The sequence below is a fragment of the Nocardia sp. NPDC049220 genome (assembly GCF_040647855.1).
Classification (GTDB): domain Bacteria; phylum Actinomycetota; class Actinomycetes; order Mycobacteriales; family Mycobacteriaceae; genus Nocardia.
Genome location: NZ_JBEZDA010000002.1, coordinates 361,721 through 386,375 on the forward strand (window position 1 = coordinate 361,721; position 24,655 = coordinate 386,375).

General features: G+C 66.3%; 27 protein-coding genes. 12 read left to right on the plus strand and 15 right to left on the minus strand.

Going from position 1 to position 24,655, the window contains the following annotated elements; genetic code table 11:
• Positions 1 to 220: 220 nt before the first annotated feature.
• A complete protein-coding gene (locus tag AB0C34_RS08755; RefSeq protein WP_357069033.1) occupies positions 221 to 1,039 on the plus strand; it encodes a methyltransferase domain-containing protein in 819 nt (272 codons plus the stop codon).
• A 63-nt stretch (positions 1,040 to 1,102) separates the two neighbouring features.
• Here the strand turns inward: AB0C34_RS08755 and AB0C34_RS08760 are convergent, their stop codons facing one another.
• Positions 1,103 to 1,870: an SDR family NAD(P)-dependent oxidoreductase gene (locus tag AB0C34_RS08760; RefSeq protein ID WP_357070071.1), complete on the minus strand. Its 768-nt coding sequence runs from the start codon at positions 1,868 to 1,870 to the stop codon at positions 1,103 to 1,105.
• Positions 1,871 to 2,148: 278 nt separating this feature from the next.
• Between AB0C34_RS08760 and AB0C34_RS08765 the strand changes: the two genes are divergently transcribed.
• Positions 2,149 to 2,814, plus strand: coding sequence for a TetR/AcrR family transcriptional regulator (locus tag AB0C34_RS08765; RefSeq protein WP_357069035.1), 666 nt, complete (start codon positions 2,149 to 2,151; stop codon positions 2,812 to 2,814).
• A 46-nt stretch (positions 2,815 to 2,860) separates the two neighbouring features.
• Here AB0C34_RS08765 and AB0C34_RS08770 read toward each other — a convergent pair whose 3' ends face one another.
• From AB0C34_RS08770 to AB0C34_RS08780, 3 genes are all read right to left on the minus strand, one after another.
• Entirely contained in the window at positions 2,861 to 3,586 is a 726-nt protein-coding gene (locus tag AB0C34_RS08770) for a TMEM165/GDT1 family protein (RefSeq protein ID WP_357069037.1), read from the minus strand.
• Positions 3,587 to 3,880: 294 nt separating this feature from the next.
• On the minus strand, positions 3,881 to 4,408 hold the full coding sequence (locus tag AB0C34_RS08775; RefSeq protein WP_357069039.1) for a peptidase: 528 nt from the start codon (positions 4,406 to 4,408) through the stop codon (positions 3,881 to 3,883).
• A 280-nt stretch (positions 4,409 to 4,688) separates the two neighbouring features.
• Positions 4,689 to 5,312: a superoxide dismutase gene (locus AB0C34_RS08780; protein WP_357069040.1), complete on the minus strand. Its 624-nt coding sequence runs from the start codon at positions 5,310 to 5,312 to the stop codon at positions 4,689 to 4,691.
• Between the two features lie 192 nt (positions 5,313 to 5,504).
• On the opposite strand from AB0C34_RS08780, the gene msrA reads away from it, so the two are divergent.
• Positions 5,505 to 6,185: a peptide-methionine (S)-S-oxide reductase MsrA gene (gene msrA / locus AB0C34_RS08785; protein WP_357069042.1), complete on the plus strand. Its 681-nt coding sequence runs from the start codon at positions 5,505 to 5,507 to the stop codon at positions 6,183 to 6,185.
• A gap of 31 nt (positions 6,186 to 6,216) precedes the next feature.
• Here msrA and AB0C34_RS08790 read toward each other — a convergent pair whose 3' ends face one another.
• Positions 6,217 to 6,828, minus strand: coding sequence for a hypothetical protein (locus AB0C34_RS08790; RefSeq protein WP_357069044.1), 612 nt, complete (start codon positions 6,826 to 6,828; stop codon positions 6,217 to 6,219).
• Between the two features lie 599 nt (positions 6,829 to 7,427).
• Between AB0C34_RS08790 and AB0C34_RS08795 the strand changes: the two genes are divergently transcribed.
• The 4 genes from AB0C34_RS08795 (at position 7,428) to AB0C34_RS08810 (ending at position 10,636) form a co-directional block, all read left to right on the plus strand.
• Positions 7,428 to 7,760: a rhodanese-like domain-containing protein gene (locus tag AB0C34_RS08795; protein WP_357070073.1), complete on the plus strand. Its 333-nt coding sequence runs from the start codon at positions 7,428 to 7,430 to the stop codon at positions 7,758 to 7,760.
• A 19-nt stretch (positions 7,761 to 7,779) separates the two neighbouring features.
• Positions 7,780 to 8,841 carry a DUF4328 domain-containing protein gene (locus AB0C34_RS08800; RefSeq protein WP_357069046.1) on the plus strand — a complete coding sequence of 354 codons (1,062 nt, stop codon included), beginning with the start codon at positions 7,780 to 7,782 and terminating at the stop codon, positions 8,839 to 8,841.
• Positions 8,838 to 9,605 carry a glycerophosphodiester phosphodiesterase gene (locus AB0C34_RS08805; protein ID WP_357069048.1) on the plus strand — a complete coding sequence of 256 codons (768 nt, stop codon included), beginning with the start codon at positions 8,838 to 8,840 and terminating at the stop codon, positions 9,603 to 9,605. Before AB0C34_RS08800 ends, AB0C34_RS08805 begins: the two co-directional genes overlap by 4 nt.
• A 110-nt stretch (positions 9,606 to 9,715) precedes the next feature.
• Positions 9,716 to 10,636 carry a DUF5926 family protein gene (locus AB0C34_RS08810; RefSeq protein ID WP_357069050.1) on the plus strand — a complete coding sequence of 307 codons (921 nt, stop codon included), beginning with the start codon at positions 9,716 to 9,718 and terminating at the stop codon, positions 10,634 to 10,636.
• 258 nt (positions 10,637 to 10,894) lie between these two features.
• Here AB0C34_RS08810 and AB0C34_RS08815 read toward each other — a convergent pair whose 3' ends face one another.
• From AB0C34_RS08815 to AB0C34_RS08830, 4 genes are all read right to left on the minus strand, one after another.
• The gene (locus AB0C34_RS08815) at positions 10,895 to 11,443 is read right to left on the minus strand and encodes a ferritin (protein WP_357069052.1); all 549 of its coding nucleotides are present in this window, start codon (positions 11,441 to 11,443) and stop codon (positions 10,895 to 10,897) included.
• 71 nt (positions 11,444 to 11,514) lie between these two features.
• On the minus strand, positions 11,515 to 12,063 hold the full coding sequence (locus AB0C34_RS08820) for a ferritin-like domain-containing protein (RefSeq protein WP_357069054.1): 549 nt from the start codon (positions 12,061 to 12,063) through the stop codon (positions 11,515 to 11,517).
• Between the two features lie 10 nt (positions 12,064 to 12,073).
• Complete coding sequence (locus tag AB0C34_RS08825; RefSeq protein ID WP_357069056.1) at positions 12,074 to 13,417, minus strand: LCP family protein; 1,344 nt, start codon at positions 13,415 to 13,417, stop codon at positions 12,074 to 12,076.
• Between the two features lie 122 nt (positions 13,418 to 13,539).
• Positions 13,540 to 14,334, minus strand: a complete 795-nt coding sequence (locus AB0C34_RS08830; RefSeq protein ID WP_357069058.1) for a CPBP family intramembrane glutamic endopeptidase — start codon at positions 14,332 to 14,334, stop codon at positions 13,540 to 13,542.
• Positions 14,335 to 15,008: 674 nt separating this feature from the next.
• Between AB0C34_RS08830 and AB0C34_RS08835 the strand changes: the two genes are divergently transcribed.
• Entirely contained in the window at positions 15,009 to 15,623 is a 615-nt protein-coding gene (locus AB0C34_RS08835; RefSeq protein WP_357069060.1) for a helix-turn-helix domain-containing protein, read from the plus strand.
• A gap of 9 nt (positions 15,624 to 15,632) precedes the next feature.
• On the opposite strand, the gene AB0C34_RS08840 is transcribed toward AB0C34_RS08835, so the two are convergent.
• Entirely contained in the window at positions 15,633 to 16,400 is a 768-nt protein-coding gene (locus AB0C34_RS08840; protein ID WP_357069062.1) for a DUF2470 domain-containing protein, read from the minus strand.
• 168 nt (positions 16,401 to 16,568) lie between these two features.
• Between AB0C34_RS08840 and AB0C34_RS08845 the strand changes: the two genes are divergently transcribed.
• From AB0C34_RS08845 to AB0C34_RS08855, 3 genes are all read left to right on the plus strand, one after another.
• Positions 16,569 to 16,988, plus strand: coding sequence for a hypothetical protein (locus AB0C34_RS08845; protein ID WP_357069064.1), 420 nt, complete (start codon positions 16,569 to 16,571; stop codon positions 16,986 to 16,988).
• A 105-nt stretch (positions 16,989 to 17,093) separates the two neighbouring features.
• The gene (pheA, locus tag AB0C34_RS08850) at positions 17,094 to 18,008 is read left to right on the plus strand and encodes a prephenate dehydratase (RefSeq protein WP_357069066.1); all 915 of its coding nucleotides are present in this window, start codon (positions 17,094 to 17,096) and stop codon (positions 18,006 to 18,008) included.
• Positions 18,005 to 18,670 (plus strand): histidine phosphatase family protein, encoded by a 666-nt coding sequence (locus AB0C34_RS08855; protein ID WP_357069068.1) that lies wholly within the window; start codon positions 18,005 to 18,007, stop codon positions 18,668 to 18,670. The genes pheA and AB0C34_RS08855 overlap by 4 nt, the downstream gene beginning before the upstream one ends.
• Positions 18,671 to 18,676: 6 nt before the next feature.
• On the opposite strand, the gene AB0C34_RS08860 is transcribed toward AB0C34_RS08855, so the two are convergent.
• The 5 genes from AB0C34_RS08860 to AB0C34_RS08880 all read right to left on the minus strand — a co-directional run bounded on the left by AB0C34_RS08860 (position 18,677) and on the right by AB0C34_RS08880 (position 22,671).
• Complete coding sequence (locus AB0C34_RS08860) at positions 18,677 to 19,504, minus strand: ESX secretion-associated protein EspG (RefSeq protein WP_357069070.1); 828 nt, start codon at positions 19,502 to 19,504, stop codon at positions 18,677 to 18,679.
• Complete coding sequence (locus AB0C34_RS08865; protein WP_357069072.1) at positions 19,501 to 20,661, minus strand: PPE family protein; 1,161 nt, start codon at positions 20,659 to 20,661, stop codon at positions 19,501 to 19,503. The genes AB0C34_RS08860 and AB0C34_RS08865 overlap by 4 nt, the downstream gene beginning before the upstream one ends.
• Before the next feature lie 49 nt (positions 20,662 to 20,710).
• A complete protein-coding gene (locus tag AB0C34_RS08870; protein WP_357069074.1) occupies positions 20,711 to 21,022 on the minus strand; it encodes a PE domain-containing protein in 312 nt (103 codons plus the stop codon).
• Positions 21,023 to 21,185: 163 nt separating this feature from the next.
• The gene (locus tag AB0C34_RS08875; RefSeq protein ID WP_357069076.1) at positions 21,186 to 21,536 is read right to left on the minus strand and encodes a metallopeptidase family protein; all 351 of its coding nucleotides are present in this window, start codon (positions 21,534 to 21,536) and stop codon (positions 21,186 to 21,188) included.
• A gap of 10 nt (positions 21,537 to 21,546) precedes the next feature.
• On the minus strand, positions 21,547 to 22,671 hold the full coding sequence (locus AB0C34_RS08880) for a septum formation family protein (protein WP_357069078.1): 1,125 nt from the start codon (positions 22,669 to 22,671) through the stop codon (positions 21,547 to 21,549).
• Between the two features lie 627 nt (positions 22,672 to 23,298).
• Here AB0C34_RS08880 and serS point away from each other — a divergent pair.
• Entirely contained in the window at positions 23,299 to 24,561 is a 1,263-nt protein-coding gene (gene serS / locus AB0C34_RS08885) for a serine--tRNA ligase (protein ID WP_357069080.1), read from the plus strand.
• The last annotated feature ends 94 nt before the right edge of the window (positions 24,562 to 24,655 follow it).

Genomic DNA, 24,655 nt, shown 5'->3' on the forward strand with positions numbered 1-24,655 from the left:
TACCGGTTTCGGCACCGGGGCGCGCGGGTGCGGCATCGCTGTCTACTGGTGGCCACGGGTACTCGCCCCAGCGTCCGTGTGACGACGAGCATACGAATCGCCGGTCGTGGCGGAGGGTAGGTTGGCTGAACTCCCTTCGCGCACAGCAATATTCGCAGAACTGGGGAGTCGGTTGCGGTGCGGCGAGGTTAGATTTGGACGGTCGAAAGGATCGTCATCAATGTTCGGAAACCCGCTTGCCGTAGCCGAGCCATGGGATCTCGTCGCCGACGGATACGCCGAATTCGCGCCCGCCATCATGCAGCCGTTCTCCGCTCGCGCGCTCGAGTTCGTGTCGCTGTCAGCGCGGTCGCAGGTCGTGGATGTCGCGGCGGGGCCAGGCATGTTGACCCTGCCTGCCGCCGAGCGAGTGGCTCGGGTCGAGGCGATAGATTTCTCCGAGTCGATGATTGCGCGGCTGATGAAAACCGCGGCGGACGCCGGGCTGACCAACATCGGAGCGCAGGTCGGGGACGGCCAGGCGCTGCCATTCGGCAGCGACCGGTTCGACGCCGGGTTCTCCATGTTCGGGTTGATGTTCTTCCCGGACCGCGCGAAGGGGTTCGCCGAACTGTTTCGTGTGCTGCGGCCCGGCGGCACGGCGGTGGTATCGAGTTGGGCGCCGGTCGCGGAGTCGCCGCTGATGCGGATGATGTTCGGTGCATTCACCGCCGCCGACCCGAGCATCCAGGAGCCCCAGCCCAATGTCCTGAGTCTGGAGAACCCGGAGGTCTTCGAATCCGAGATGCGCGGCGCGGGGTTCGAAGCTGTGTCGATCCAGCGGCATTCGATAGCGCTCACTTTCAGCGATTCGGAGCACCTGTGGGAGGCCATGCTGCGCAGCAGCGCGCCGATGGAACTCATTCGGCACAATGTCGGTGCGGAGGTCTGGGCCGGGCGCACGGCGCTGATGAAGGCATTTTTGGCGGCGAACTACCGCCCGGGTCGCCCGCTGTCGACCACCGCGTACCTGGGCATCGGACACAAGCCGGAGTATTGAAGCGATAAACGCGCGTGGTCCTCGGCGGAAGAACCACGCGCGGTCCGGTATTTCCTGGCCGAATTACCGCGGCGCCATGCGCAGTGCGCCGTCCATGCGGATGGTCTCGCCATTCAGGTAGTCGTGCTCGACGATGTACTGCGACAGTTGCGCGTACTCGTCCGGACGGCCGAGCCGGGACGGGAAAGGAACGCCTGCCTCGAGGCCTTTGCGGTATTCCTCGGTGACGCCCGCGAGCATCGGGGTGTCGATGATCCCGGGAGCGATGGTATTCACCCGGATACCGAACTGGGCGAGGTCGCGCGCGGCGGGAACTGTCATGCCGTGCACACCGCCCTTGGAGGCCGAGTACGCGATTTGACCGATCTGGCCCTCGAACGCGGCGACCGAGGCGGTGTTGATGATGACGCCGCGCTGGCCGAACTCGTCGACGGCGTCAGTCTTGGCGATGGCGTCGGCGGCCAACCGCATGACGTTGAAGGTACCGAGCAGGTTGACGGTGATGACCGTGCGGAAAAGCTCCAAGTCGTGTGGGCCGTTTTTGGACAGGATGCGGCCTGCCCAACCGACACCGGCGCAGTTGACCACGATGCGCAGCGGCGTGCCGGACTCGACGACCTTCGCGACGGCAGCACTGACCTCGTCGTTGCTGGTCACATCGGCAGGAATGAGGGTGACGCCGGCGGGCACATGATCGCCTGCACGTTCGATCGACTGTGGCACATCAAGTCCGAATACGGTTGCGCCGAGTTCGGCGAAACGCTGTGCGGTAGCTGCGCCGAGGCCGGACGCTCCTCCGGTGACTATGGCGGCGGAACCCGAAATCTCCACGATGGTCCTCTCGTTCGTGACAGCCAGTTGGCCCTTCGTCAATGGCACCATAACCGGTCATCCGTGAGAGGCGCAGTACGACTCCCTCTCATTCGTCCACGCCTGCCAATAGTTTGCGAACGTGTACGTACGCCGATAACCACGTCGACGAATGCCGTGGTCGGGCGGACGCGCGGGATCGTCCGATCCGCGGGAGCGCCAGTTGTGTGGAGCCGACGGTCCCGACCCAGCAGAATTGAATTGCCCGACCTAGCCCGACCGAACACCGGAGTTACCGTATGACCGAATCGGCCACCAAAGCCCGCCAACTTCCGCGCGGTAGGCACGGCCTGCCACGAGAGCAGGTGGTCGCCTCGCAACGAGAGCGGATCCTGATAGCGACATCGCGGGCCATGGCCGAAAACGGCTATGTAGGAACGTCTGTCGCGGCGATCCTGAAATATGCCGGGGTGTCCCGGGAGACCTTCTACGAGCAATTCCGTTCCAAGGAGGACTGTTTCGCGGCGGCTTACGAACGCGCTGTGCAGCCGTTACTCGACCGCATCGCCGAAGTGACCGGAGGAGAAGACAGTTCCACCGGGCCCACAGTCGGACTCGACAAGCTGGACCAGATCTTGTGTGAATACCTCCAGCATCTTGTCGACGATCCGGCCAGCGCGCGATTGTTTCTGGTCGAGGTCTTCGCCGTCGGGTCGACGGCGATCTCGCGCCGAGTTCGGCTCCAGGAGTTGATCGTCGGCTTGCTCGTCGGGGTGCTCGACGCGCGGACCGAGCAGCAGCGCTTCGCCTGTCAGACTCTCGCTGCCGCCATCGGCGCGATAGTCACGGCTCGAATCGCGGTCGGTGATCCGGACGGTGTCCTTGCATTGCGCGAACCACTGTTGGAATTGGTCCGTAGAGGCGGCGAGCTGTATGGGTGTGCAGTGGTCGACGGCGCACTATGACGGCGCCCCTCGGGGGCGCGAAGTGGCCATAGGTAGTGGCCGCCGACTAACGGCGGGGCCGCGCGGACTCGGTGATCGTCTCCCCGAGTCGGCCTGATCGGATTCGTTGGCCGATCGCCCGACGGGCCGGTAGGGCCGCGAGGGCGGCCGCGGGGACGAGGACGGCCAGGGCTGCCACGATCGGCCCGCTCAGGGTTGGCGCCGCCGCGCTGAGTAGCGTCGCCGTACCGAAGTACAGGAACAGCAGTCCCGAACCGATGCCGATGAAGCGCTCCGGCAGGTGTTTGCCGACCAGGATTCCGACCGCGATCGCCAGCGCGTCGGCGGCGACCATCCCGATGGTGGAGCCGAGCCAGACGCCTGCCCAGTCGTAGTCGGTGGCCAGCGCGGCGGTCGCGAACATGGTCCGATCGCCCAGTTCGGCGAGCAGGAACGCGGAGAGTACCGCGAAGAATGGAACGGTGCTGGTCCGCACGGACTGTGGTTCGGGTTCGTCGTTCGCGGCGCCGACGTGCTCGCGCAGCGTCCACAGTCCGACGGCGAGAAAGGTGATCGCGGCGACCAGCGAGATCGCCCTCGTCGGTAGCGCGGCGCCGAGGAAGTATCCGACGCCGACCGAGATCAGGTGTACCGCGGTGGTGGCCGTCGCGATGCCACCCAGTACCACCCACCAGCGATAGCGCAGCGCGAAGGTCAGCGCCATCAGCTGCGATTTGTCGCCCAGCTCGGCCAGAAAGACTATGCCGATACTCAGCAATACAGTAGCGATCATGTCCGTGGCTCCCGTGTCTCCGGCCTGTCGGTCGGAGTACTAGGTATTCCTCCGGCCGACAACGAAATAGTTGTCCAGGCCGAAGGTCTCGCCCACCGGATAGGTGCCGGTTCACACAACCGGACCCGCGCCTCGAGGGGGCAACGAGTCAGTATGTCGACGGTGTGATTGGGGGCTACTCCCCTTCGCTGTCATCGACTGTACCCGGACGGCTTCGTCCTGCCAACTCGAGGTCGTCGAAATCGCAATGCGCACAATAAGTTTGGCGATCCATGTCGATATTTTCGGTAACCCTCATGCGGCCAGCAGCATAGCCAGAACCGCGGTGTCGGGATCGCTGATCGGGTCGAGGCCGACCCGACTGACCAGCGAAGTGATCGTGCCATCCGACTCCGCCTCGGCCCAGGCGGCGCGATGTTCCAGTCCCAGGTGTGGCACACCGGGAAGCAACACGCAGCCCGATGCGGCGCCCACACACTCAGGCAGTGACGGGCGGGTTTCGGAGGGAGGATGCAACATCAGCAGGGCGGGCGGCACATGCTCGGCAAACCGTCCGGGCTCGAGGGCTTCCGCGCCGAGCACCGGACCTTCGGCCAGTACCAGTCCGACCGTGCCGGGGGCGGGGTCGTCGGGTAATTCCTCCCGTACGCCGAATACCGTCGAGGTCGTCAACAGTCCGGGCAGACTGGCCACGCGCACGGCGAGCACCAGCACTTGAGCCCATTCCTTGGTGGTGTCCGGCCATCGACCGGAAATGACGAAACCCCGCAGTGATCCGTGCGAGTGGAACGGTGTGATGCCGATCGGCTCGTTCGTGCGCATTTCTGCCTCCCGTCACGGAACCGGGGGCGGCGTAGCCCGTCCTCGAACTGTTGGATTTTCGAGAATGAACCACGAATCACCTGGCACACAAGTACCAAAGAGTGCTAACGCGCGTAGTGACCAGCCCGTGAACAGACGAACTGTCACGGGCTGGTCATGGTCGCGGCGATGCCGACGCTGAATCTGAACCGAGAGTGTTTACCAGATCTCGGTGGACGCTCGGACGCGAGCCGAAGCCGGACCGCGAATACGCGCGGCGCCAGCGGCGCCGAAGTCGAACTCAGCCGAAGATGAGGCCCTTGGCCTGGGTGGTCGCCTTGGCGAAGCGATCCTGCACGTCGGCCCAGCTGACGACGTTCCAGAACGCGGTGACGTAGTCCGCCTTGACGTTCTTGTACTGCAGATAGAAGGCGTGCTCCCACATGTCGACCTGCAGCAGCGGGATGATGCCGAGCGGCACGTTGGCCTGCTGATCGTAGAGCTGGAAGGTCAGCAATTTCTGGCCGAGGGTGTCGAACCCGAGCACGGCCCAGCCGGAACCCTGCAGACCGTTGGCCGCGGCGGTGAACTGGGCGCGGAACTTGTCGAACGAACCGAACTGGTCGTCGATCGCCGCGGCCAGCTCGCCGACCGGCTTGTCGCCGCCGTTCGGCGAGAGGTTCTTCCACCAGATGGAGTGGTTGACATGGCCGCCGAGGTGGAACGCGAGGTTCTTCTCATGCAGGAAGATGGCGCTGTGATCGCCTGCCTCACGGGCGGCTTCCAGCTTCTGCAGCGCGGTGTTCGCACCGGCGACATAAGCGGCGTGGTGTTTGGAATGATGAAGCTCGTTGATCTGCCCGGAGATATGGGGCTCCAGGGCGCTGTAGTCGTAATCCAGATCCGGCAACGTGTACTCAGCCACGATGTCCCTTCCTATGTCGGGCTGGGCGTGCCCGGAGTCCCGCGCACACCCAGCCATCATTCGTACACCCGATCGGTTCCAACCTGGCCTGATGCCCACACATTCCGGTGACCCCGCACACACTCGGCGGGCTGTGCACCGTCACATCAAGAACATCGGCACCATTCGAAACCGCACGCGTAGCATCGAACCATGTCGTGGTACGACGAACTAGTGGGACGCGTCCGGCTCCCCGAACCCACGCTCATCACGCCAGAGCAGGCACTGCCCGGCCGACCCGAACTGCTCCGGGTGCCGGATACCCATTACGTCAGCGGTCACCCGATCCACCCGCCATTTCCGAACAGCATGCGGATCGCCGTCGTTGCGATGGGGTGTTTCTGGGGGGCCGAGAAGGAGTTCTGGGAACTCGACGGGGTCTACTCGACCGCGGTCGGGTACGTCGGCGGATTCACCCCGAATCCCACCTACGAAGAGGTGTGCAGCGGGCAGACGGGGCACACGGAATCCGTACTCGTCGTGTTCGATCCCGCGGTGATCGATTATCGAGGCATCCTCGAGCAGTTCTGGGAGAACCACGATCCCACCCAGGGGATGCGCCAGGGCAACGATCGGGGCACCCAGTATCGCTCGGCGATCTTCACCCTCGACGCCGAGCAGGCCGCGGCCGCCGGAGCTACCGCGCAGGCCTTCGGTAAACGCTTGGCCGAGGCCGGATACGGCGAGATCACCACGCAGATCACGCCGCTGTCCGAGTTATCCGCCTTCTATTACGCCGAGGGCTATCACCAGCAGTATCTGGCGAAGAACCCGGGCGGCTACTGCCCCGTCCACGCCACGGGCGTCAGCTATCCGGCGGGCCTGGGCGCCTAGGTATTCCGTACGGAAGCTCTGGTATCCGCTGTCACAGCGGCGGAGCGATGCCGGGGCGGGTTGCCCGCGGGTCACCGGCGTCGTGCGCTTTCCACCAGCGTGTGGCACCCGCGATGAAATCCGGCAGCGCGACCCGGGTGCCTGTCGAGTCGTGAATGATGATGTCGTCGAACCACACCCGCACATCGAGTTCGCGCGGGTCGATGCCTTCTTCCTGGGAGAACTCCAGCACATGGGCACAGATGTGATCATCGATCACGGTGTCGAAACTGAGCAGTTCACTCCACAGTGCCCAGCCGCTGTCGTCGAGATCGATGAATTCCCAGCCGTGTAAGCGCCCGCCGCCGAAGCTGCGGATGGCCTCGTCCAGGCCGTCCAGTTGCAGTGGCAACACGCGGGGTTCGAGATCGTCCCAGTGCTGCACCCGCAGCGATGCCGCGACCCGGCTCACACCGGTAAACGTCACCTGGACCCGGTAATCCTCGGATGCCGTGCCATTTTCCGGAAGCGTCAGCACCTCGAGGTCGAGTCGTAATTCGTTGGCCGTCGAATCCACCGCGAGACCGAGGCAGGCAGCCTCGGACAAGGCGATGTTGAGGCCAGCAGTGTTCATTCCGTCGAGTAGCCCCCTGCTCACGTTCATTCCTTCAGGCTACCGATCGTCGCTGCTGGAACCGGGTATTTCATATTTTCGCTCGGCGTTCCCGTTCTGCATGGAACCGAACGCGTCCCGGCGCCGTCAAAGTAGGTATCGGAGCCTTCGTCGCCGCGGGTTCCGAGGTGGGCGACGAATGGCCGCTCCGGGATTAATCAGGAGGGGAGTCCCGGATCGGTCATTCGCACGCTCGGTTCGCCGACCGGAATCGGAGGCATCTTCACGACATCGTGGATGCGCCGCACCACGGCGGGGCTAGCGGGTAGCCGATAGGTTGCCTGAAATTCGCTGGCTGTGCGTGTCGCGTTGACCGACTACAGCAGCCTGTGGATCAGGTTGTGGATAATGTGGATAACTTCCAGCGCAGGTATGCACAACCGACGCAGTTATGCACAACCAATGTCGCAAATATGCATAACCGACAATCGGAGCGGTGTGTTGCTCACGCTCCGAGAGGAGAACATACCCGACGCCGCAGGTCGCTGTCGAGGCGCTCGCCCGGCCCCGGTATCCCACGTCGGTACGGCGCCCATGGCAGGATCGAAGCTGTGACGAGCCCCCACGTTCCCTCGGTCACGGTGGAGGACGTGCCTGCCGATTTCGACGGCAGCGCGCCTGCGTCGGCCGACACCGCGCGCCCGATCCTGCTGGACGTCCGCGAGGACGACGAGTGGCAGCTCGGACACGCCCCTGGTGCGATCCATATCCCCATGGTCGACGTGCCCGCCCGGCTCGACGAGCTGGCCTACGATGCCGATCTCTACGTCATCTGCCGGCAAAGCGGTCGTTCCCTTCAGGTGGTCGAATACCTCACGCACATCGGCTACGACGCCATCCAGGTCCGCGGCGGAATGGTGGCGTGGCAGCAGGCAGGACGCCCGCTGATCGCGGATGGCGACCAGCAGGCGAAGATCTACTGACGAAAGAACGAGGTGCGCGGTGAGTACGGTGGTGCAACCTTGTGCGCGCTGCGGCGCGCGCTGGACCGTGCAGGGGGCTCCGATGCACTGGTGCCCGCGTTGCCGCGGTGTGCTGCTCTCGCCCGCGCCGATCGACGCGCCCGCCGACCGGCGCAATTACCGATGGGTGGCGCGCAGGCCAGACCATCGCGCCCGTCGAGCGCAGCCGTCGGCGCGCGCCGTGACACCGACGGAGACGCCGCGCTACCCGCGGATTCCGCGCTGGGGGCTGATCGACCGACCGCCGCATGACGCGCCCGCGCCGCGGCGCCGGCTCGACAGACTGACGGACTCGGTCACCAAGTTGCTCGTCGCGACCGCGGTCGTCTTCGCTGTCGCCGTTGTCGCCGAACTGGTGCGCTATCTGATCCTGCTGCACAATCGGACCCGTCTGATCCATCCCGCGGTGCTGTTCTGCTCCGACGCGTTCGTCATCGGCGCTGCGGTGCTGTCTGTTGTGCTCGCATTGGTGACGGCGGTGGCGGTATTCGGCTGGCTGGTCGAGGCCAGACGGCTCGCCTACACCGAGGTGGGGCAACGCGACCCGCGCTCGAAGCGAGCGCTCGCGTTCGGGTGCCTCGTTCCGGTGGTCAACCTGTTGTGGCCGGGGATCTTCCTGACCGAGGTCGTCGCGCGCCGCACCGACCCGCGCGCCGTGCGTGCGATCCGGATCTGGTGGGTGGCGTGGGTGTTCGGCGGTGGTATCGCGCTGGCCGCGCTGCTGTGGCGGACCGCGGATTCGTTGCAAGCCAAGGCTGACGGGGTGCTGTTCAGCGCGGTCACCGATGCGGTCGCCGCCACGGTCGCGGTGCTGACGCTGTGGGTGCTGCGCGCGATCGAAGGACATGACCTACTCGGCCACGGCCGGGACACGCATCGGTGGCTGATCGCCGTTGATCCCGCCGTCCCGGTGATCGAGCCGGTGCATCCCGGCGGCCGCGGTCGGACCGCCGATATCGCGCGGTCCGAGGCGATCGACGCACCCGCACACGAGGACAACAGTGCTCAGGACCGTGAGCAGGAGGAGGTTTCGGCCAAGTGAGCCAGGGCAATCGCGCGCCGTTCGTCGTCGCGCATCGAGGTGCCTCGGCGGCGCGCTCCGAGCACACGCTCGCCGCCTACGAGTTGGCGCTGGAGGAGGGCGCCGACGGCGTCGAATGCGACGTCCGGCTGACCCGCGACGGGCATCTGGTGTGCGTGCACGACCGCACGGTCGACCGGACCTCCTCCGGCGTCGGACTGGTCAGCGAGATGACCCTGGACGAGCTCCGGGGGCTCGACTTCGGCTCCGACGGCGAGCCCGCCGCGGTACTCACCCTGAGCGAGCTGATCAGCCTGGTGTTGGACTGGCGCAGCAGGCCGACCAAATTGTTCATCGAAACCAAACACCCGGTCCGTTATGGCGCGCTGGTGGAAAACAAGCTGCTCGCCGAACTACAGCGATTCGGCATTGCCACGCCTGCCTCGGCCGACCACTCCCGTGCCGTGGTCATGTCCTTCGCGGCTACCGCGGTCTGGCGGATCCGCCGTGCGGCGCCGCTGCTGCCGACCGTGCTGCTCGGCGAATCATCGCGCTATCTGGGCGGTTCCGCTGCGACGACGGTCGGCGCGACCGCCGTCGGCCCGTCGGTGAAGACCCTGCGCGAGCACCCGGACCTGGTCGACAAGGCCGCAGCGGCGGGACGCGCCACCTACTGCTGGACCGTGGACGAGCCAGACGACGTGCAACTGTGCGCCGACCTCGGCGTCAGTTGGGTCGCTACCAATCATCCCGGCCGTACCAAGTCACTACTCGATGCAGCGTGACCGGCGAATCGGCTTGCGGCACAGCGCGTCGTAGTCGTACCCGGACGATCTGCCCGGTGCCGCCGTGGCGCGCGGGAAGTAACGGGCAGCACCCTGTAGGTTGACCCCTCGTGGGTAAGAGCAAGCGCAACAGTCCTAAGCCCGGCGGAAATCGGGCGCAGCGTCTCGCCGAACGGCGTGTGGCGCTGGAGCAGGCGGCGCAGACCGTCAAGCGCCCGTTCGAGGGCCTGGCCGCGGAGTGCGATCTGGTGGCGCTGCGCGAGTTCGTTCCGTCTGCGACCGCGGAGCTGAAGCTTTCTCCCGCGATCGCGGCCGAACGTCCGGTCGTGCTCGCCACGGTGCTACCCGGCGCGGTGGCAGCCCTGGTGCGGGCCGGAGATCAGCCGAACGGCTATGTCGGCACGCAGGTGCAGTTCCAGGGCGCGGACCCGGCCGCGGACCTCGCCGCCGCGATCTTGTGGACGCAGTCCGCCGAGCCCGGTGATTCCCTCGCCTCCGTGGAGAGCATCGCGGGCGGCCCGCGGCTGGTCGACGTCATCGATTCCAGCGCCCAACTCGACCTCACGGTGCACCAGGACTTCGACTGGTGGGTGCCTGCGGGTGTCGAGCCCGATCCACAGGTCGCCGCCACCATCGAGCAGGCCAAGCAGGCGATCATGCCGTCGGCGCGGCTCGGGCTGGACGTGGACGCGATCGGCGCTGCGTGGTGGGTGGATGCGGGTGAGAAGGCGCACATTCGCTGGGTCCGCCCGGAGTCCGAGGATGACCTGATGCTGGCGTTGGCCCGTTTGCACGCCTCGAGCGGTCTGCACCTCGGCGAGGGTTCGCGGTTCGCGGGCTCGTTCCGCACGCACGGCCTGCTTGTCCCGGTGTTCGACCTGGACCGGGAGCGGCATGCCGAGGAGTGGGTGAAGCCGGCCACCGAATTCGGCGCTCGACTGGCCGAGGCGCTGGTCACCGACGCTCCGCTCACGGCCGACGAGCGGCGCTCGCGCGACGGTCTGCGGTCACGTCAGGTCACCTTGCGCTGAGTCGGAAAATTCTCGGCGATAATTCTGTGCGAATCCTGCTTTTAATCGTTATCGATCGATCAGGTTCTCGGTTCCGCGCCGAACATCGGTGGGAGGCGTCGGTCGTTCTCGCTGAACCGATGAGGAAAGTCGGAACCATGCCGCACGACATACGGTGCGCAGCATCGTGCGTGTCCAGCATGCTTTCCGCGTATAAACAGTGACAAGCCCAGTTCCTCGTGCGGAGCTGGGCTTGTCACTGTTTATCGGAAAACGTCGTCAGACGCTGCCACCCGCTGCGGAAGGTGCGCCCGAGGTGTCACTCGGCCCGCTCATTTCCCGGGCGATGAATTCTTCCAGGTCGAACAGATTGGACCCGGCGCGATCGGCGATGGTGAGCAGGGTCGTCATATTCGCGACCTCCTCTACCTGTTCCTTCAGGAACCACTGCATGAACTGCTCGCCGAGGTAGTCGCCCTCTTCTCGGGCCGTGCTCGCCAGCCGAATGATCTGTTCGGTGACCGTCTTCTCTTGGGTCAGTGCCAGTGCGATCGGTTCGCGCGCATTCTCGAAGTGGGATTTCGCGGCGTCGATACCAGAAAGGTCGACACTGATATCCCGGTCGAGGAAATACTGCACGATCATCATCGCGTGATTACGTTCTTCGACCGCCTGCGCATAGAAACGCTTGGCCAACTGGGGCAGATCCGCGTTATCGAACCACACCGCGATCGCGATGTACTGATGCTCGGCATTGAATTCGTGCCGGATCTGGTCGTGCAGCAGGCTGTGGAATTTGCTGCGGGGGGATTCCGGATGACTCGACATGGTAATGACATTAGCGCCGGTCACCCCGCATGTCATCCAAGTGCAACCTTATTGAGGCTAGTGTTGCCTAATTAATTCTTCGCGGTCCCGGCCATTTTCGGCGCTCTGGTATCGGCACGGCGCTGGGCGCGAAGCTCACGCGCGATGAACTCCTCGACATCGAACAACTCGCCCGCGGCACGGTCGAGTACGGACAGCAGCGTGGTCATCCCGGCCGTGTCCCGTACCTGTTCTTCGAGAAACCACTGGATGAATCGTTCGCCCAGATAGTCCCCGTCCGCACGGGCCGCGCGGACGAGACCACCGATCATGGTGCTGCGGGCCCGCTCGGTCTCCAGCAGGAAAGCTATTGCGGCTCGGGGACTTTCGAAGGTCGAGTGAATCTCGTCCAGCCCGCCGATCCGCACATCCAGGTCACGGTCGAGCAGGTACTGCACCATCCGCAGCGCGTGCGCGTACTGCTCCCGCGATCGCCCATAGCTGTGGCCGGCCAATTGCGGTAACCGAAGGGAGTCGAAGTACACGGCAGCGGCGAGATACTGCTGGGCGGCGGTGAACCCCTGACGGATCTGCGCGCGCAGCAAGTCGGGAAAGGACTCAGCGACCTCGGTGTCCGGCATGGCACCGACGCTACCGCGTCAGCAGATCTTCCGGCACGGCTTGGTCTTTGGCCAGCGCGTCGAAGAATCGGCTCGCCTTGTTCTTGTCCCACAGCAGCACGTTTCCGCTGTCGGTGTCGGCGAATCCGCCGACGGGTACCGAGGCGGCGACCGTGTCGCCTTTCAGCGCCCAGCCGAGCCTGCCGAGGTCCCAGATGTGGTCACCTTTGTCGACCTTCAAAGACCGGGCCGTGTCGGAGGCCAGCGGCCAGAGCGTGAACGGATTGGCCAATGTGGTGGCGCTGGTCGCCTTTTTCAGCAGAGCGGCCATAAACAGTCGCTGGTTGTCCATCCGGTCCAGGTCGGCGAGTGCGGTGGCGCGGCTGCGGACGAACCCGAGTGCCTGCGGCCCATCCAAGCGTTGGCAGCCCGCCGGCAGGTCGATACCGGCGAGCGGGTCGTCGATCGGTTTCGGGACGCACACGTCGATGCCGCCGAGCGTGTCGACCACGCTGGCGAAGCCGCCGAAGCCGATCTGCGCGTAATGATCGAGGTGCAGCCCGGTGGCGATCTCCACGGTCTGCACGAGCAGCGCGGGGCCGCCGAGCGCGAACGCGGCGTTGAGCTTGTCCTTGCCGTGGCCGGGGATGCTCACATAGGAGTCGCGCGGCATGCTGACCAGCGTGGTCTTACCTGTCTCGGGGACGTGCGCCAGCATGATCGTGTCGGTGCGTTCGGGGCCGACCTCGCCGCCGGTGGCCAGCTCCTGCTCCTGCTCGGGGCTCAGGTCGCCACGTCCGTCCGAGCCGACCAGTAGCCAATTCGTGCCCGGCGTGTTGCCGACCCGATCGGCGTAGTTCGCCAATGCCGGAATCCGGTTCAGTGCGTTGTCGAGCTGGATGACGGCGCCGACCGCGGCGAGCACCAGGACCAGCACGATCACCAGGAACCAGCGAAAGGGGTGACGTCTGCGCCGCGGTACGTGGGCCGGCCGCTCACCGCGCGGCGGCGGGCCTTCGCGATATGGCTTCGGCTGTTGCGTCGGTGCGTGCGGGGGCCCTTCCGCGTACCGGACGGGGCGCTGGCTGGGCGCGTGCGTGCGTGCGTCGTACGGGACGGGGTGCTGCCTCGGCGCGTGCGTGCGGGCCTGCCTGCGCGGCGGCGGCGGGGCTTCCGGCGGGACCTGAGAATAGGCCAGTTGTGGCGGATGCGGACCCGGTGCTCCGTCGCGGCGCAGCACCTGGGTCGGCTCGATGCGAGGAGGCCGCGGGCCACCGGGTGCGGACGCACCGTGCCGGATCGGGGGTTCGCCGGGCCTGCCCGGGGGCGGCACGCGGCGCGGCGGCGCGTTGCGCTGGGGGTCGTCGCCGTTCATCACTGAGACTCTACTTATCGGGAGATCGTCGGGTACCTGGTGCGCCGAGGCGTACGCTGTCGCACTGATCGGTTATTCGCGCGGGGAATCGAGCCGTTACCGCGCCGGGGAGAACAGTTGGGTCACGGAAGCCAGGAGACGTGGCCTCGAAGAATGGTATAGCCGATGTAGGCGACCGCGTCGATGATCGAGTGGGCGAGAACCAGCGGCCACAATCTATTCGTGCGCTGCCAGTAGCGACCGAAGACGACGCCCATCACGACGTTTCCGAGCCCGCCGCCCAGACCCTGGTACAGGTGGTAGCTGCCGCGCAGCAGGGCCGAGGTCAGCAGTGCCGAGTTCGCCGACCAGCCCAGCGCGCGTAGTCGGGTGAGCAGGAAGGCCACCACGACAACCTCCTCGGCCAGCGCGTTCGCGCAGGCCGACAAGATCAGCGTGGGTAACCGCCACCAGTAATCGCCGAGCGAGGCGGGCACGATCGTCACGCTGAAGCCCACGGCATGCACGATGAGATACAGCGCCAGTCCGGGCAGACCGATAAGGGCGGCGAGCACCACACCGGGCAGCGCGTCCGTGCGCCATCGGACGCGGTTCGCCAGTCCGATCGCGCGCGGCCCAAGGCCGCCACGCCAGAGTAGGTACAGCCCCAGTGCGGCCCACCCGGCCAGTCGAAGCACGCTGAGCAGCTGAAAGAGCATATCGATGGTGGACTGGGTAGACCGCGACGGGTTCAGCGCGACGGTGCGCCCACCGACTCCGCCCGGCGCGAGCGCACTCTCCAGCAGTGACAGCATCGCGTTCAGTCCGCTGAGTCCGAAGGTGACGAGCAGCACCACGGTGATCTCGAGTTTGATCCCGAGCCGCTCCCGATCGGTCGGCTCTGCTTCGTCCCACTCCGCACCGGACTCAACGCGCATGGGTCGAATCTATTGCCTGCGTTCCGCGCGGCGCGCGGCGCGTCACGGACTCCGCGATCCGGATGACTTCGGGTGAACCAACAGGCGCTCGTGCGCCCGATCCCCGGTGTAGCCGCCGTGATAGGACAGCGGTTCGGCGAACTAGTTCTTCGAGTACATTTCCAACGTGGTGGTCGCGACGCTGAATACCGAAGTGTCCCAATGGCGGAACACCTTCGCGTCGGGTTCGGCCGCGGTAGTGTCGAACAGCTGTGTGTGGTCTCGGACTCCTCGAACAACCGGATGGGCGAGGCCGGCGCGTTCAGGGCCGCGGTGACGCCGTGCGCGAGGGCCAAGTCGAACACGGCCCGCCCAGACTTCGGCGCGATCGGACTCGGGTAGACCTCGTCGACGAACGCCGCGGCGACCGAGTCGGCCTGGTAGTAGGCCATGCCGAACCAGCGGGCCGGTCCCGTTGGCGGCGGCAGGTCGAAGCGGAATACGCGGCGCCACAGCCTGCGGGCGCGCTGAACGCGCGGGTCGTCGACGTGTTGGGCGATAGCGGAATTCGGTGGGAATGGTGCCACCCGGCGCCGCGGCGAAGGTCGCAGGCGCTGTCGTGTCCTGGGCGGTGACTCTGCCTAAGATGAGTAAATGCTCACCTTCTGCTCGCTTTCTCGGTACTGGTGTCCATGATGGCAGAGTCGCGGGCCAACTCGCGAATTCGTCCGAAACAGCGACGCGCCAAGGAAACGCGCGACCGTATTCTCGAATCCGCTACTCAGCTTTTCGCGGACCGAGGCGTGGACGATACGTCGACCAATCGCATCGCCGCGCACGCGGGCATGAGCATCGGCTCGCTGTACCGATACTTCGCCGACAAGGACGAGATTCTCGCGGAATTGCGCAGCCGACTGCTCGCGGAATTGGAGGAACAGTTCACCGCGGCCGTACTCACCGGACTTTCGCTGGACCCGGGCGAGTCGTTCGCGGTCAGCCTGCGCGGCATCGTGCACGCACTCATCGAACACCGGGCGCTGGTGCGGGCCCTGGCCGCGCGAGCGGCACTGGACGGGTTGGGTTTCGGTGAACTGGAACGGCGGCTGCTCGTCCTGACCAGGGCATACCTGTCGCACCTGCTCGGGCCGCTGCCGGACGACGAACTCGACGTGAAGGCGTACGTGATGGTCGGTGTCGGCCTGGCGAGCAGCGTGCGGATCGGGCTCGACGCGCCTGCGAACCTGGACCGCCAGCGCCTGGTCGACGAAACCGCGGCCATGGTGGGGAACTGGCTACGGTCGGCCTCGTGAACCGGTGAATCAGATGCGGCGCAGGCCGTTGAGGAATGGGCAGCCCGCCAGGGTACGCACGGCGCGGCTGAGCGTCTCGACGCTGTCGGCAGGCGCGCTGAACGGCAGGCGGAAGTCGTGGTCGCCGTCATGCCCTTCGATCCGCAGGGTGAATCCATATCGGTCGATGGCCAGCGGATGCACAATGCCGTGCCGCAACCGGGCCGGTAGGTGTCTGGCCAGCTGGGCAAGGATGTCGGCGTGGTCGGACTGCATATGCTGCAGCCACGCGGATTCCATGGCGCAGAACGGGTCCGGCTGCGCCAGTCGCAGTTCGTCGACGCTGACCGATTCCGCGCCGGTCGAGTCGGCCACCACCGCGGAACTGATTACCAGTCGCAGCAGGGTTGCGCCGTGGCCGATGTCGAGCAGCCCGGGATGCGGGTTGTCGGTGGCCACTTCGCTGGCCAGGGCGCGCTGAGCCCGCGCGGGCACCGCGCGTACCGAGCCGCGGAGCCAGACCAGGGCGCGCACCGGTTCGCGTAGCGGCAGTGGTGCGTGATCGGTCAGTTCCAGCACCGCGGGTGCGCCGCCGTCGCCGGAGGTGCCAGCCAAGATCGCCGCGACCGAGGTGGTCGGCACGGCGATCACCGCGTCGCCGCACTGACGAACGTGGTGGACGGACGACGGCGTCGGGTCGATCCCGGACATGGCCAGTACCGCCTGCTCGGCATGGGCGCACGCGCTTCGTACCCGTTCAGCGGTGGACGGTGCGAGAGTCGGGATCGGACGCGGCATACGTACCTCCGTGGTCGGGCGGGCCCCCTGCGCTTCGGCTCGCGGTTAGGTTACCCTAAGCTAAGTGACGATGCATCGTTCCGCAAGCGCCTGATCGAGGCGCTCTTCGATGGTGGTGTGGGACGCGCGCCGGCGCGGGCGGGGTTATCGGCTTGTTACGGTGAGGACATGGCGGAGCAGACCGAGGCGGTTCGGGAACCAGTGCTGATGACGTTGTCGGCGCCCGCCCGGCGCAGCGTGATCGACGGCTTGGTTCGGGACATCGGTATGGCGGGTCCTGCGGCACCGATTCTCGACCTGGACGCGCGGGACGCCGAGATTGCGGATTTCCTCGCAGGTATCGCCCACGCCAACAGCGGCTTCGTGGCCCGGACCTCGTCCGGGGCGAGCGCGCTTGCCATCATCGCCGGTACCGCTGCCGCCCTCTGCGGCGAAGACATCCGCAGTGCTCTGAACAACCCCGACGTCGCCTTTCTCAACGCGCTGAACCCGCCTGCGGTGGAGGCCGTCCGATCGGTTCTGCTCGCCATCGAAACCGAGGCCACCACCCAAGTCGCCGCCGCGCTATCCGTGCTGACCGGCAGCTGATCGTCGCCGTCGAACGGCCTGACGGCCGCTGAACATTTCACGGGGTGCGGTCCTACCCGCGAGATCGGTGCGGTGTGCACCGAGCACGCAAGTACTGTCGTAACCGTGCCGCGTATTGCGTACTTCGGACCGTCCGGAACCTTCACCGAGATGGCCCTCGCCGAACTCGAATCCTCGGGAGCCTTCGACGGGCCCGTCGAGCGGGTCGCCGCGCCCAGCCAAGGATCGGCACTGGACCTGGTCCGCTCCGGCGACGTCGAGGCGGCCGTGGTGCCGATCGAGAGCTCGGTCGAGGGCTCGATCTCGGCGACGCTCGACTCGTTGGCGATCGGCCCGCGCTTGCAGATCATCGCCGAGACCGAGCTCGAGGTGAGCTTCACGATCCTCGCGAAACCCGGAACGACCACGCAGGACGTGCGCACGCTCGCCGCATACCCGGTAGCTGCCGCACAGGTGCGGTTGTGGGTCGCGCGGCACCTGCCGGACGCGCGGCCATACACGTCGGCGTCCAATGCCGCCGCTGCGGAAGATGTGGTCGCCGGGAAAGCCGATGCCGCTGTCTCGACTGCTCTGGCAGGGGAACGGCTCGGACTGGTAGCCCTGGCGTCCGGCGTCGCCGACCACGAGCAGGCGATCACCCGTTTCGTGCTGTGCGCCCGGCCGAGGGTGGCGCCCGCCGCCAGCGGAGCCGACCGCACCTCGATTGTGCTCGAGCTGCCGAACGAGCCGGGTTCGCTGATGCGCGCGTTCGCCGAGTTCGCCACGCGCGGTATCGATCTGACCAGAATCGAGTCCCGGCCGACTCGAACCGGCATGGGTACCTATCGTTTCTACCTCGACTGTGTCGGGCATATCGACGACACCGCGGTGGCCGAGGCGCTCAAGGCACTGCACCGCACCGCTCGAGTCCGCTTCCTCGGGTCCTGGGCGGCGACCTCGGCGACCGGTTCGCCACCACCGTCGGATGAATCGGCAGCGGAGTGGTTGGTCCAGCTGAGAAAGGGGGTGGCGGATCTATGATCGGCAGGTTGATCTTGGTCCGGCACGGGGAGACAGAAGGGAATGTCGCCAAGCTGCTGGACACGAGGGTGCCGGGCTTGCCGCTCACCGAACGCGGTGCTGCACAGGCGAAGACCTTCGGCGAAGGGCTGCTCGGCCCCCCGAAGGCATTGTTCTGCTCGGCGGCGCTGCGCGCACGGCAGACCGCGAGTTACATCGAGGCGGCAACCGGTGTTGCCGCCATGGTGCTCGACGGTCTCCACGAGGTACAGGCTGGTGACCTGGAAGGAGCGCACAGCGAGCAGGCACACCTGACCTTTCAGCGGATCTATCGCGCCTGGCATGACGGCGATCTCGCGCAGCGGGTGCCCGGCGGGGAATGCGGCCAGGACGTCCTCGACCGCTTCCTCCCGGTGATCCGGCAGTTGCGCGAGACGTACTTGATGCCCGAATCCAGCGACGGCGATGTGCTGGTGGTCAGTCATGGCGCAGCCATGCGACTTGTCGGACGCGCACTATCCGGTGTGCGGCCGCCGTTCACGACGAACAATCACCTGGACAACACCGAAACCATCGAGCTGGTCCCGATGCCGGACGGTAGCTGGGAGTGCATTCGTTGGGGCAGGTTCGCCCCGCCGTTCGGCGACGACGTCGCGCCGACCTCCGACGATCCGATGGGTTAGCGGTGTTCAGGAGAGCGTCGGGTTCCTCGGGAAATCGCTACGGTCCGGCAGCGAGGTGATCAGATCCTGCAGCGCGGTACGCAGTCGTGCCGTCGTACCGCTGCTGAGTGATGTCCACTTCACGCCATCGTCGGACCTGCTTGCGGTCGCGACGAATCGGCCGGCGCGCGTATTGAATACGGCAATGTGATTGTCGGTCACGTCTCTGGTGCCGTCGCCGTACACCACGCCGACTATCTCGGCATACGAGTGGATTTCGACCAAGGCCGCCGCCAACGTCTTCGCATCCTGCGTGGGGTTGCCGACTGTGGTCAGCCGCTCCGTGGTGGCCGCGGGATCACCGGTGTCTCCGAAGATCGTCGCGAGTTCGTCGGTCGGGGCGTTCATGCCGTACAGCTCGAGCGGTTCGGCGTACCCGAGTGCCGCAAGCACGGTACCGGGCAGATCGGTCCCGGCCTCATCGATGACGTAGGAGTCCTGCCCGCGAAGGGCGACAACCGTGAGGTCATCACCCTTCGCCAGACAGAAGCGACTCACATACCCGCCGACGACCAACCGCAGTGCGATGATCCAGTGTGGCAGGTTCAGTACGCGCAGCCGGTTGTCCAGATCGCGGTGCACCACCTCATCGATGAGCAGTTCCCGCTGCATCAGCGACTCGGCGGCCAAGCCCATCGCCGCTTTGTGGTCGGTCAGGTTGTCGTAGCGCCCCCTCGTGTTCAACACGACCGGCACCTCGATCTCCAGCGTCTCCACGAGAAACTGCATCTCGTCGAGGGACAGCACTACCGCCTCGAGCGTAGACGGGCCACGGCCCGCACCGAGTACGGTCATCTAGCCGTCCCGCTGAAGTCACCGCCGCCGATGACTCCATCGGCGGCGAACCGGCCGTCGTCGAAGTGCTCGGTCGACAGCAGATAGTCCCGGCCGTTGCGCTCGGTCTCGTCATCCTCGGCGCTGCGGGCCTGGTTCCCCAGCAGTGGGTTGCCATTCGTCGGCCGGACCGGCGCCGCGTCGGCCCGGTTGACCGCGATCGTCTCCTGCGGGTGCGCGGAGCCGCCACCGATGGTGCCGTTCGTGCCCCAGCCTTCCGGGAGTTTCAGGGAGCCGTTGCCCATGCCCACCGCGGATCCCGCGCCGGAGAACGACACCGCGCGGGTCGCGGTGGCGCCAACGGCGGTGGCCGCCCCGACACCCAGGGCCATCGGTGTGATGCCGGACATGGCAGGCGCGGTGGTGGCCGCCGCGATCGCGCTACTCGCAACATTTCCGACGGTCGAAACACCGGTGGTGGCGATTGATCCGACAGCCTGGGCGGCTTGCGTGGCCGCGCTTGCTACGCCGGGGTTGCTCAAGAACGCCTGTGTGGCAGCGATAGCGGTCTGGATCGGATCCGCCGGGACCTCCATCGCCGTTTCGGCCGCCTGGTCGGGGTTGGCCGTTCCGGCGCCGCTGGCAATCGGCGGCGGAAGCAGGAACTCGGCGGGGGTCGCGATCATGGCGCTGGTCGCGGCCTCGTAGGTCTCCATGACCAACGCGGCACGGATGTCCATGAGGGTCCTGGTCACTTCCGCGGCTTCGAAGGCGCCGGTCAACACACCCGGCGGGTTCGCCGACGCGGCCAAGGCGGCGTTGACGGCCGCGATCTCCGGCGGGCTCGGCATCGCCAACGCGGCGACGGTGTACGCGATGGCGTTTCCCGCGGCCTTCGCACCCATCGCCGCCGCTTGGACGCCCTGCTGTTCGGACCAGCCGAGGAAACCCGTGAGCTTGCTCAGGACGGCGATACCATTGATACCCTGCATGCCGACGCCGAGTTCGGCCATCACCCTGGCGACGGTGGTCGTCGCGTCGACCCAGGCGGCGGTGAGTCCGCCCCATGCGGTGGCTGCCGCCGAAATCGGAATCGCGTGCGCGCCCGCGTGGAGGGTGGCGCAATTGATCTCCGACGGTCGGGCAGCCCAGATCACACCGGTGACTCCTGCAACCATGTTCGCTATCTCCCCTGAATTAGTGCCACTGCTGGTCTCGGTCTCGGAACTACACCTGGATGGCGCTGATGCCTGCGGCGCGGACCACATCGCCTGCGACATGCTGGGCCAACTGCATGCGCAGTGTTGCCGCGGCGTGGTGGCATTCCAGAATCGCCTGCGCGACCGCGCGGTCGTGCGACATGGCCCCTTGGTTGAAATGGCCGGCGCTGACCAGCGAGACTTCTTCCGCGCCAGACGGAAGCACATGCGTCGCGGGCGCGGTGATCGCCGCGGCGGCGGCCAGCCGCTCGGCAACGAGGTCGAGTTCGGCGGCGGCGGCGAGGATGGCTTCGGGTGCGATCAGTACATGTCCAACCATGACTCGACTCCTTCTAGTGGCTATGGGGCGGAACCACGAGAATCCCCCCTACGAGTGATAGGACGCGACAGCAACGCAATCGGTTCCATCGAATCCCCAACTTTCGGCTGCCCTGCTGATTACACACCCATCGCCGCTGGTGCGCCATCCCGCTCGGCCAACACTATCCCCATCCCAACTGATGCAGACGGTCTTCGTCAATCCCGAAATAGTGTGCGATCTCGTGGATTACAGTGATGGCGACCTCGTTCACCACCTCCGACTCGGCGTCGCAGATCTCGAGAATGGCATCACGGTAGATCGTCACGGTGTCCGGAAGCGTTCCGCCGTAATGACTATCGCGTTCGGTGAGCGCAATGCCGTGGTAGAGCCCGAGCAGGTGCGGATCCTCCGGATTGCGTGGCTCGATCAGCACGACCACGTTGTCGATTGCGCGGGTCAGCTCGGGCGGAATGAGATCGAGTGCGTCGCCTACCAATTCCTCGAATCGATCGGCGGACATCGAGACGGACATCGGCGGCGAGCTATCTCGGCCTTGGCAGCGGCGCGGCGCCAGGGAGCGGCGCGGGCGTCGAGCGCCCGTCGCTCGGCGGCGGCACCGGCGCCTGGCCGTTGATCAGGATGTCGCCTCGTGCGGAACCGGTGATGGGGGCGAAGCCTTCTCGATCGGCGCCCTTGCCGATCATGCAGTCCAACTTACGGCTGCCCGCCATCCAACTGCGGGCGTCGATGTAGTCGAAGAACAGGGTCAGCGTCTTGTTGCGGATCACGTCCGGGCTGCCGAGATAATCGGTCGAGGTCCGCGCGCACTCGTCCTCGACGAATTTGTCCTGTTCCTCCTTGGGCGGCGGACCGCCGTTGAAGCGGGTGCCCAGGTCGATCGTGGAGACGATTTCCACAGCATGCGGCTGCGCGCACTCCACCGGATCGGTTGGCAGATTCTGGTTGATGCCCAGACACACGCCTGGCTCGTACACCTTGGACTGATCGTGCTCGCCGGCGCTGCCGAGCGAGGGCGGCGTGCCGACACTGGCCGCGACCTGCAATCCGCAGCGCAGCGTGCGATCACCGTGTTGCCAGCCGTCCGGGCTCGGGTACATCAGGCCGACGATGTACTTGCCGCGCGGATCGAAACGCCCGGCCAGGTATCCCTGCACGGCGGGAACACAATGTTCTTCCTTCAGTTCGGTGAGCCGCAGCGAGTCCGGAAACCGCGAGCCGGGGCCGAACTCCTTGCCCGGGTATCGGCTCATGTCGATATCGGCGGCGACCTCGAACAGGTGCTTGCTGGCACAGTTCACCTTGACCAGGTCGGATCGGTCGCTCTTGGTCCAACTCAGGCAGTCGCCCTTCGCGGCGGTGCCGAACTCCTTGTCGAGCACGGTTTGCGCGGGCGCGCCCGGATTGTGTACCTCCAAGCCCTTCGCGTCGAAACCGGTGACGAACAACGTCAGCAGGGCGGCGATCACGGCGCCGACGGCCACCGCGAGCAGACCCCAGCGCAAGGTCGGCGCGGACAGGTGCAGGTTGCCGTCTGCGAGTGCGGTTTTCGCGGCATCGATCGAGGCGTCGATCGATCGGCGAACCGCGTCGGTGCGCGACGGGGCACCACGCTTGGGCGTCGGCAGAGGCACACGTTGCGGGGACATCGCGATCCATCATGGCAGTGTCCGGGCCGCAGTGCTACGACCTGGCCTGATCCGCCCACTCCGCGCGTCGGGTCGGTGACACGGTGCCGACCGGAAGATCCCGGACAACCTGGCCGGATCGATATTCGCGGACAACCGCGTAGCGCGAAACAGCGAACTCGGCCTCTCACCCCGGTGGTCGCCGCTGTGGCGTTGTCTGCGAGCCAGGTGGCCTCGGCGAGTAGCCGATCGGTGTTGGTGTGCGGCAGCGGCCACGGCGCAGGAGTACCGACCGCGCGGCCCGGTGCGTTCCACCTCGTTCGGCAGAAGACGCTGTGCGCCACATCGATTCTGCTCCACGTGCCGTTCGGCTGGTGTCCGGGGAAGGTGGGCCGGCACGAGCACGGGGCGAGGTACGGAGGGTCGGGGACGCACTTCGGTGTCGAAGTCGAGGGCAGATAGCCGGCATGCTCGGCACAAGGTGAGGGCGGCCCGGTACCGCACTTCTTCGGCCGCGGATCACTCGCGCCGCGCCGCGCCGTCGGCCGGTATCACCGAGCCCGCTGGTGATCGACAGGTCGGCGGGTTGCCCGCATCCTGGGATATCGGCGTGAAACGGCATTACGTCGACCACTAGGCTGGTTGCTCATGATCGACCTCCGATTCCTGCGGGACAACCCCGACGCGGTCCGCGCCTCGCAGCGCGCCCGTGGCGAAGACCCCGCCCTCGTCGACGCTCTGCTGGAGGCGGACGCAGCACGACGCGCCGCGGTGGCCACCGCAGACAACCTGCGCGCCGAGCACAAGGCGATGGGCAAACTGATCGGAAAGGCGAGCAAGGAGGAGCGCTCCGCGCTGCTCGCGCAGGCGCAGGAGATGTCGATCAAGGTCAAGGAGGCCGAGATCGCACAGCACGGCGCCGACGCCGATCTGGACGCCGCGCACCACGCCATCTCGAACGTGGTGCAGGAGGGCGCGCCCGCCGGCGGCGCGGACGACTACGTCGTGCTCGACACCGTCGGAACACCATCGGAATTCGACTTCGCGCCGAAGGATCACCTGGAACTCGGCGAGTCGCTCGGCCTGATCGACATGGAGCGCGGTGCGAAGGTCTCCGGCGCGCGTTTCTATTTCCTCACCGGGTACGGCGCGCTGCTGCAACTCGGTCTGCTGCAGTTGGCGGCGCAGAAGGCCGTGGCCAACGGCTTCACCATGATGATTCCGCCGGTGCTCGTGCGCCCGGAGATCATGGCGGGCACCGGCTTCCTCGGCAGCCATTCGGCCGAGGTCTACCACCTCGAGGAGGACGACCTCTACCTCGTCGGCACCTCGGAGGTGCCGCTGGCGGGCTACCACTCGGGCGAGATCCTCGACCTCGGCGCGGGTGCCAAGCGGTATGCGGGCTGGTCGTCGTGCTTCCGCAGGGAGGCGGGCAGCTACGGCAAGGACACCCGGGGCATCATCCGCGTGCACCAGTTCGACAAGGTGGAGATGTTCGTCTTCACGACACCGGAGCAGGCCTCCGCCGAGCACCAGCGGCTGCTCGGTTGGGAGCGGGACATGCTCGCGGCCGTCGAGGTGCCTTATCGGGTGATCGACGTCGCGGCCGGTGATCTCGGCAGTTCGGCCGCGCGCAAGTTCGACTGCGAGGCATGGGTGCCCACTCAGCAGACCTACCGGGAACTCACCTCGACGTCCAACTGCACCACCTTCCAGGCGCGCCGTCTCGCTGTGCGCTACCGCGATGAGAACGGTAAAGCGCAGGTCGCCGCCACCTTGAACGGTACGTTGGCGACTACCCGCTGGATTGTGGCGATCCTGGAGAATCACCAGCAAGCCGACGGGTCGGTACGGGTGCCCGCGGCGCTGATTCCGTTCGTCGGCACCGACGTGCTCCGGCCGTCGAACTAGGCGCGCCCGAATGGTATTCAGGTGAATAGCCACTGGTTCGCCATGCCGGATTCACGGGATGTGGCAACTGCCGGGATGCGTTGTGTCTAGGCTG

Excerpts from the sequence above, each read along its gene's own strand:
- AB0C34_RS08755 (WP_357069033.1), top strand. The coding sequence starts at position 221 with ATGTTCGGAAACCCGCTTGCCGTAGCCGAGCCATGGGATCTCGTCGCC.
- AB0C34_RS08765 (WP_357069035.1), top strand. The coding sequence starts at position 2,149 with ATGACCGAATCGGCCACCAAAGCCCGCCAACTTCCGCGCGGTAGGCAC.
- AB0C34_RS08770 (WP_357069037.1), bottom strand. The coding sequence starts at position 3,586 with ATGATCGCTACTGTATTGCTGAGTATCGGCATAGTCTTTCTGGCCGAG.
- AB0C34_RS08775 (WP_357069039.1), bottom strand. The coding sequence starts at position 4,408 with ATGCGCACGAACGAGCCGATCGGCATCACACCGTTCCACTCGCACGGA.
- msrA (WP_357069042.1), top strand. The coding sequence starts at position 5,505 with ATGTCGTGGTACGACGAACTAGTGGGACGCGTCCGGCTCCCCGAACCC.
- AB0C34_RS08790 (WP_357069044.1), bottom strand. The coding sequence starts at position 6,828 with ATGAACGTGAGCAGGGGGCTACTCGACGGAATGAACACTGCTGGCCTC.
- AB0C34_RS08815 (WP_357069052.1), bottom strand. The coding sequence starts at position 11,443 with ATGTCGAGTCATCCGGAATCCCCCCGCAGCAAATTCCACAGCCTGCTG.
- AB0C34_RS08820 (WP_357069054.1), bottom strand. The coding sequence starts at position 12,063 with ATGCCGGACACCGAGGTCGCTGAGTCCTTTCCCGACTTGCTGCGCGCG.
- AB0C34_RS08825 (WP_357069056.1), bottom strand. The coding sequence starts at position 13,417 with ATGAACGGCGACGACCCCCAGCGCAACGCGCCGCCGCGCCGCGTGCCG.
- AB0C34_RS08830 (WP_357069058.1), bottom strand. The coding sequence starts at position 14,334 with ATGCGCGTTGAGTCCGGTGCGGAGTGGGACGAAGCAGAGCCGACCGAT.
- AB0C34_RS08835 (WP_357069060.1), top strand. The coding sequence starts at position 15,009 with ATGGCAGAGTCGCGGGCCAACTCGCGAATTCGTCCGAAACAGCGACGC.
- AB0C34_RS08840 (WP_357069062.1), bottom strand. The coding sequence starts at position 16,400 with ATGCCGCGTCCGATCCCGACTCTCGCACCGTCCACCGCTGAACGGGTA.
- AB0C34_RS08845 (WP_357069064.1), top strand. The coding sequence starts at position 16,569 with ATGGCGGAGCAGACCGAGGCGGTTCGGGAACCAGTGCTGATGACGTTG.
- AB0C34_RS08855 (WP_357069068.1), top strand. The coding sequence starts at position 18,005 with ATGATCGGCAGGTTGATCTTGGTCCGGCACGGGGAGACAGAAGGGAAT.
- AB0C34_RS08860 (WP_357069070.1), bottom strand. The coding sequence starts at position 19,504 with ATGACCGTACTCGGTGCGGGCCGTGGCCCGTCTACGCTCGAGGCGGTA.
- AB0C34_RS08865 (WP_357069072.1), bottom strand. The coding sequence starts at position 20,661 with ATGGTTGCAGGAGTCACCGGTGTGATCTGGGCTGCCCGACCGTCGGAG.
- AB0C34_RS08870 (WP_357069074.1), bottom strand. The coding sequence starts at position 21,022 with ATGGTTGGACATGTACTGATCGCACCCGAAGCCATCCTCGCCGCCGCC.
- AB0C34_RS08875 (WP_357069076.1), bottom strand. The coding sequence starts at position 21,536 with ATGTCCGTCTCGATGTCCGCCGATCGATTCGAGGAATTGGTAGGCGAC.
- AB0C34_RS08880 (WP_357069078.1), bottom strand. The coding sequence starts at position 22,671 with ATGTCCCCGCAACGTGTGCCTCTGCCGACGCCCAAGCGTGGTGCCCCG.
- serS (WP_357069080.1), top strand. The coding sequence starts at position 23,299 with ATGATCGACCTCCGATTCCTGCGGGACAACCCCGACGCGGTCCGCGCC.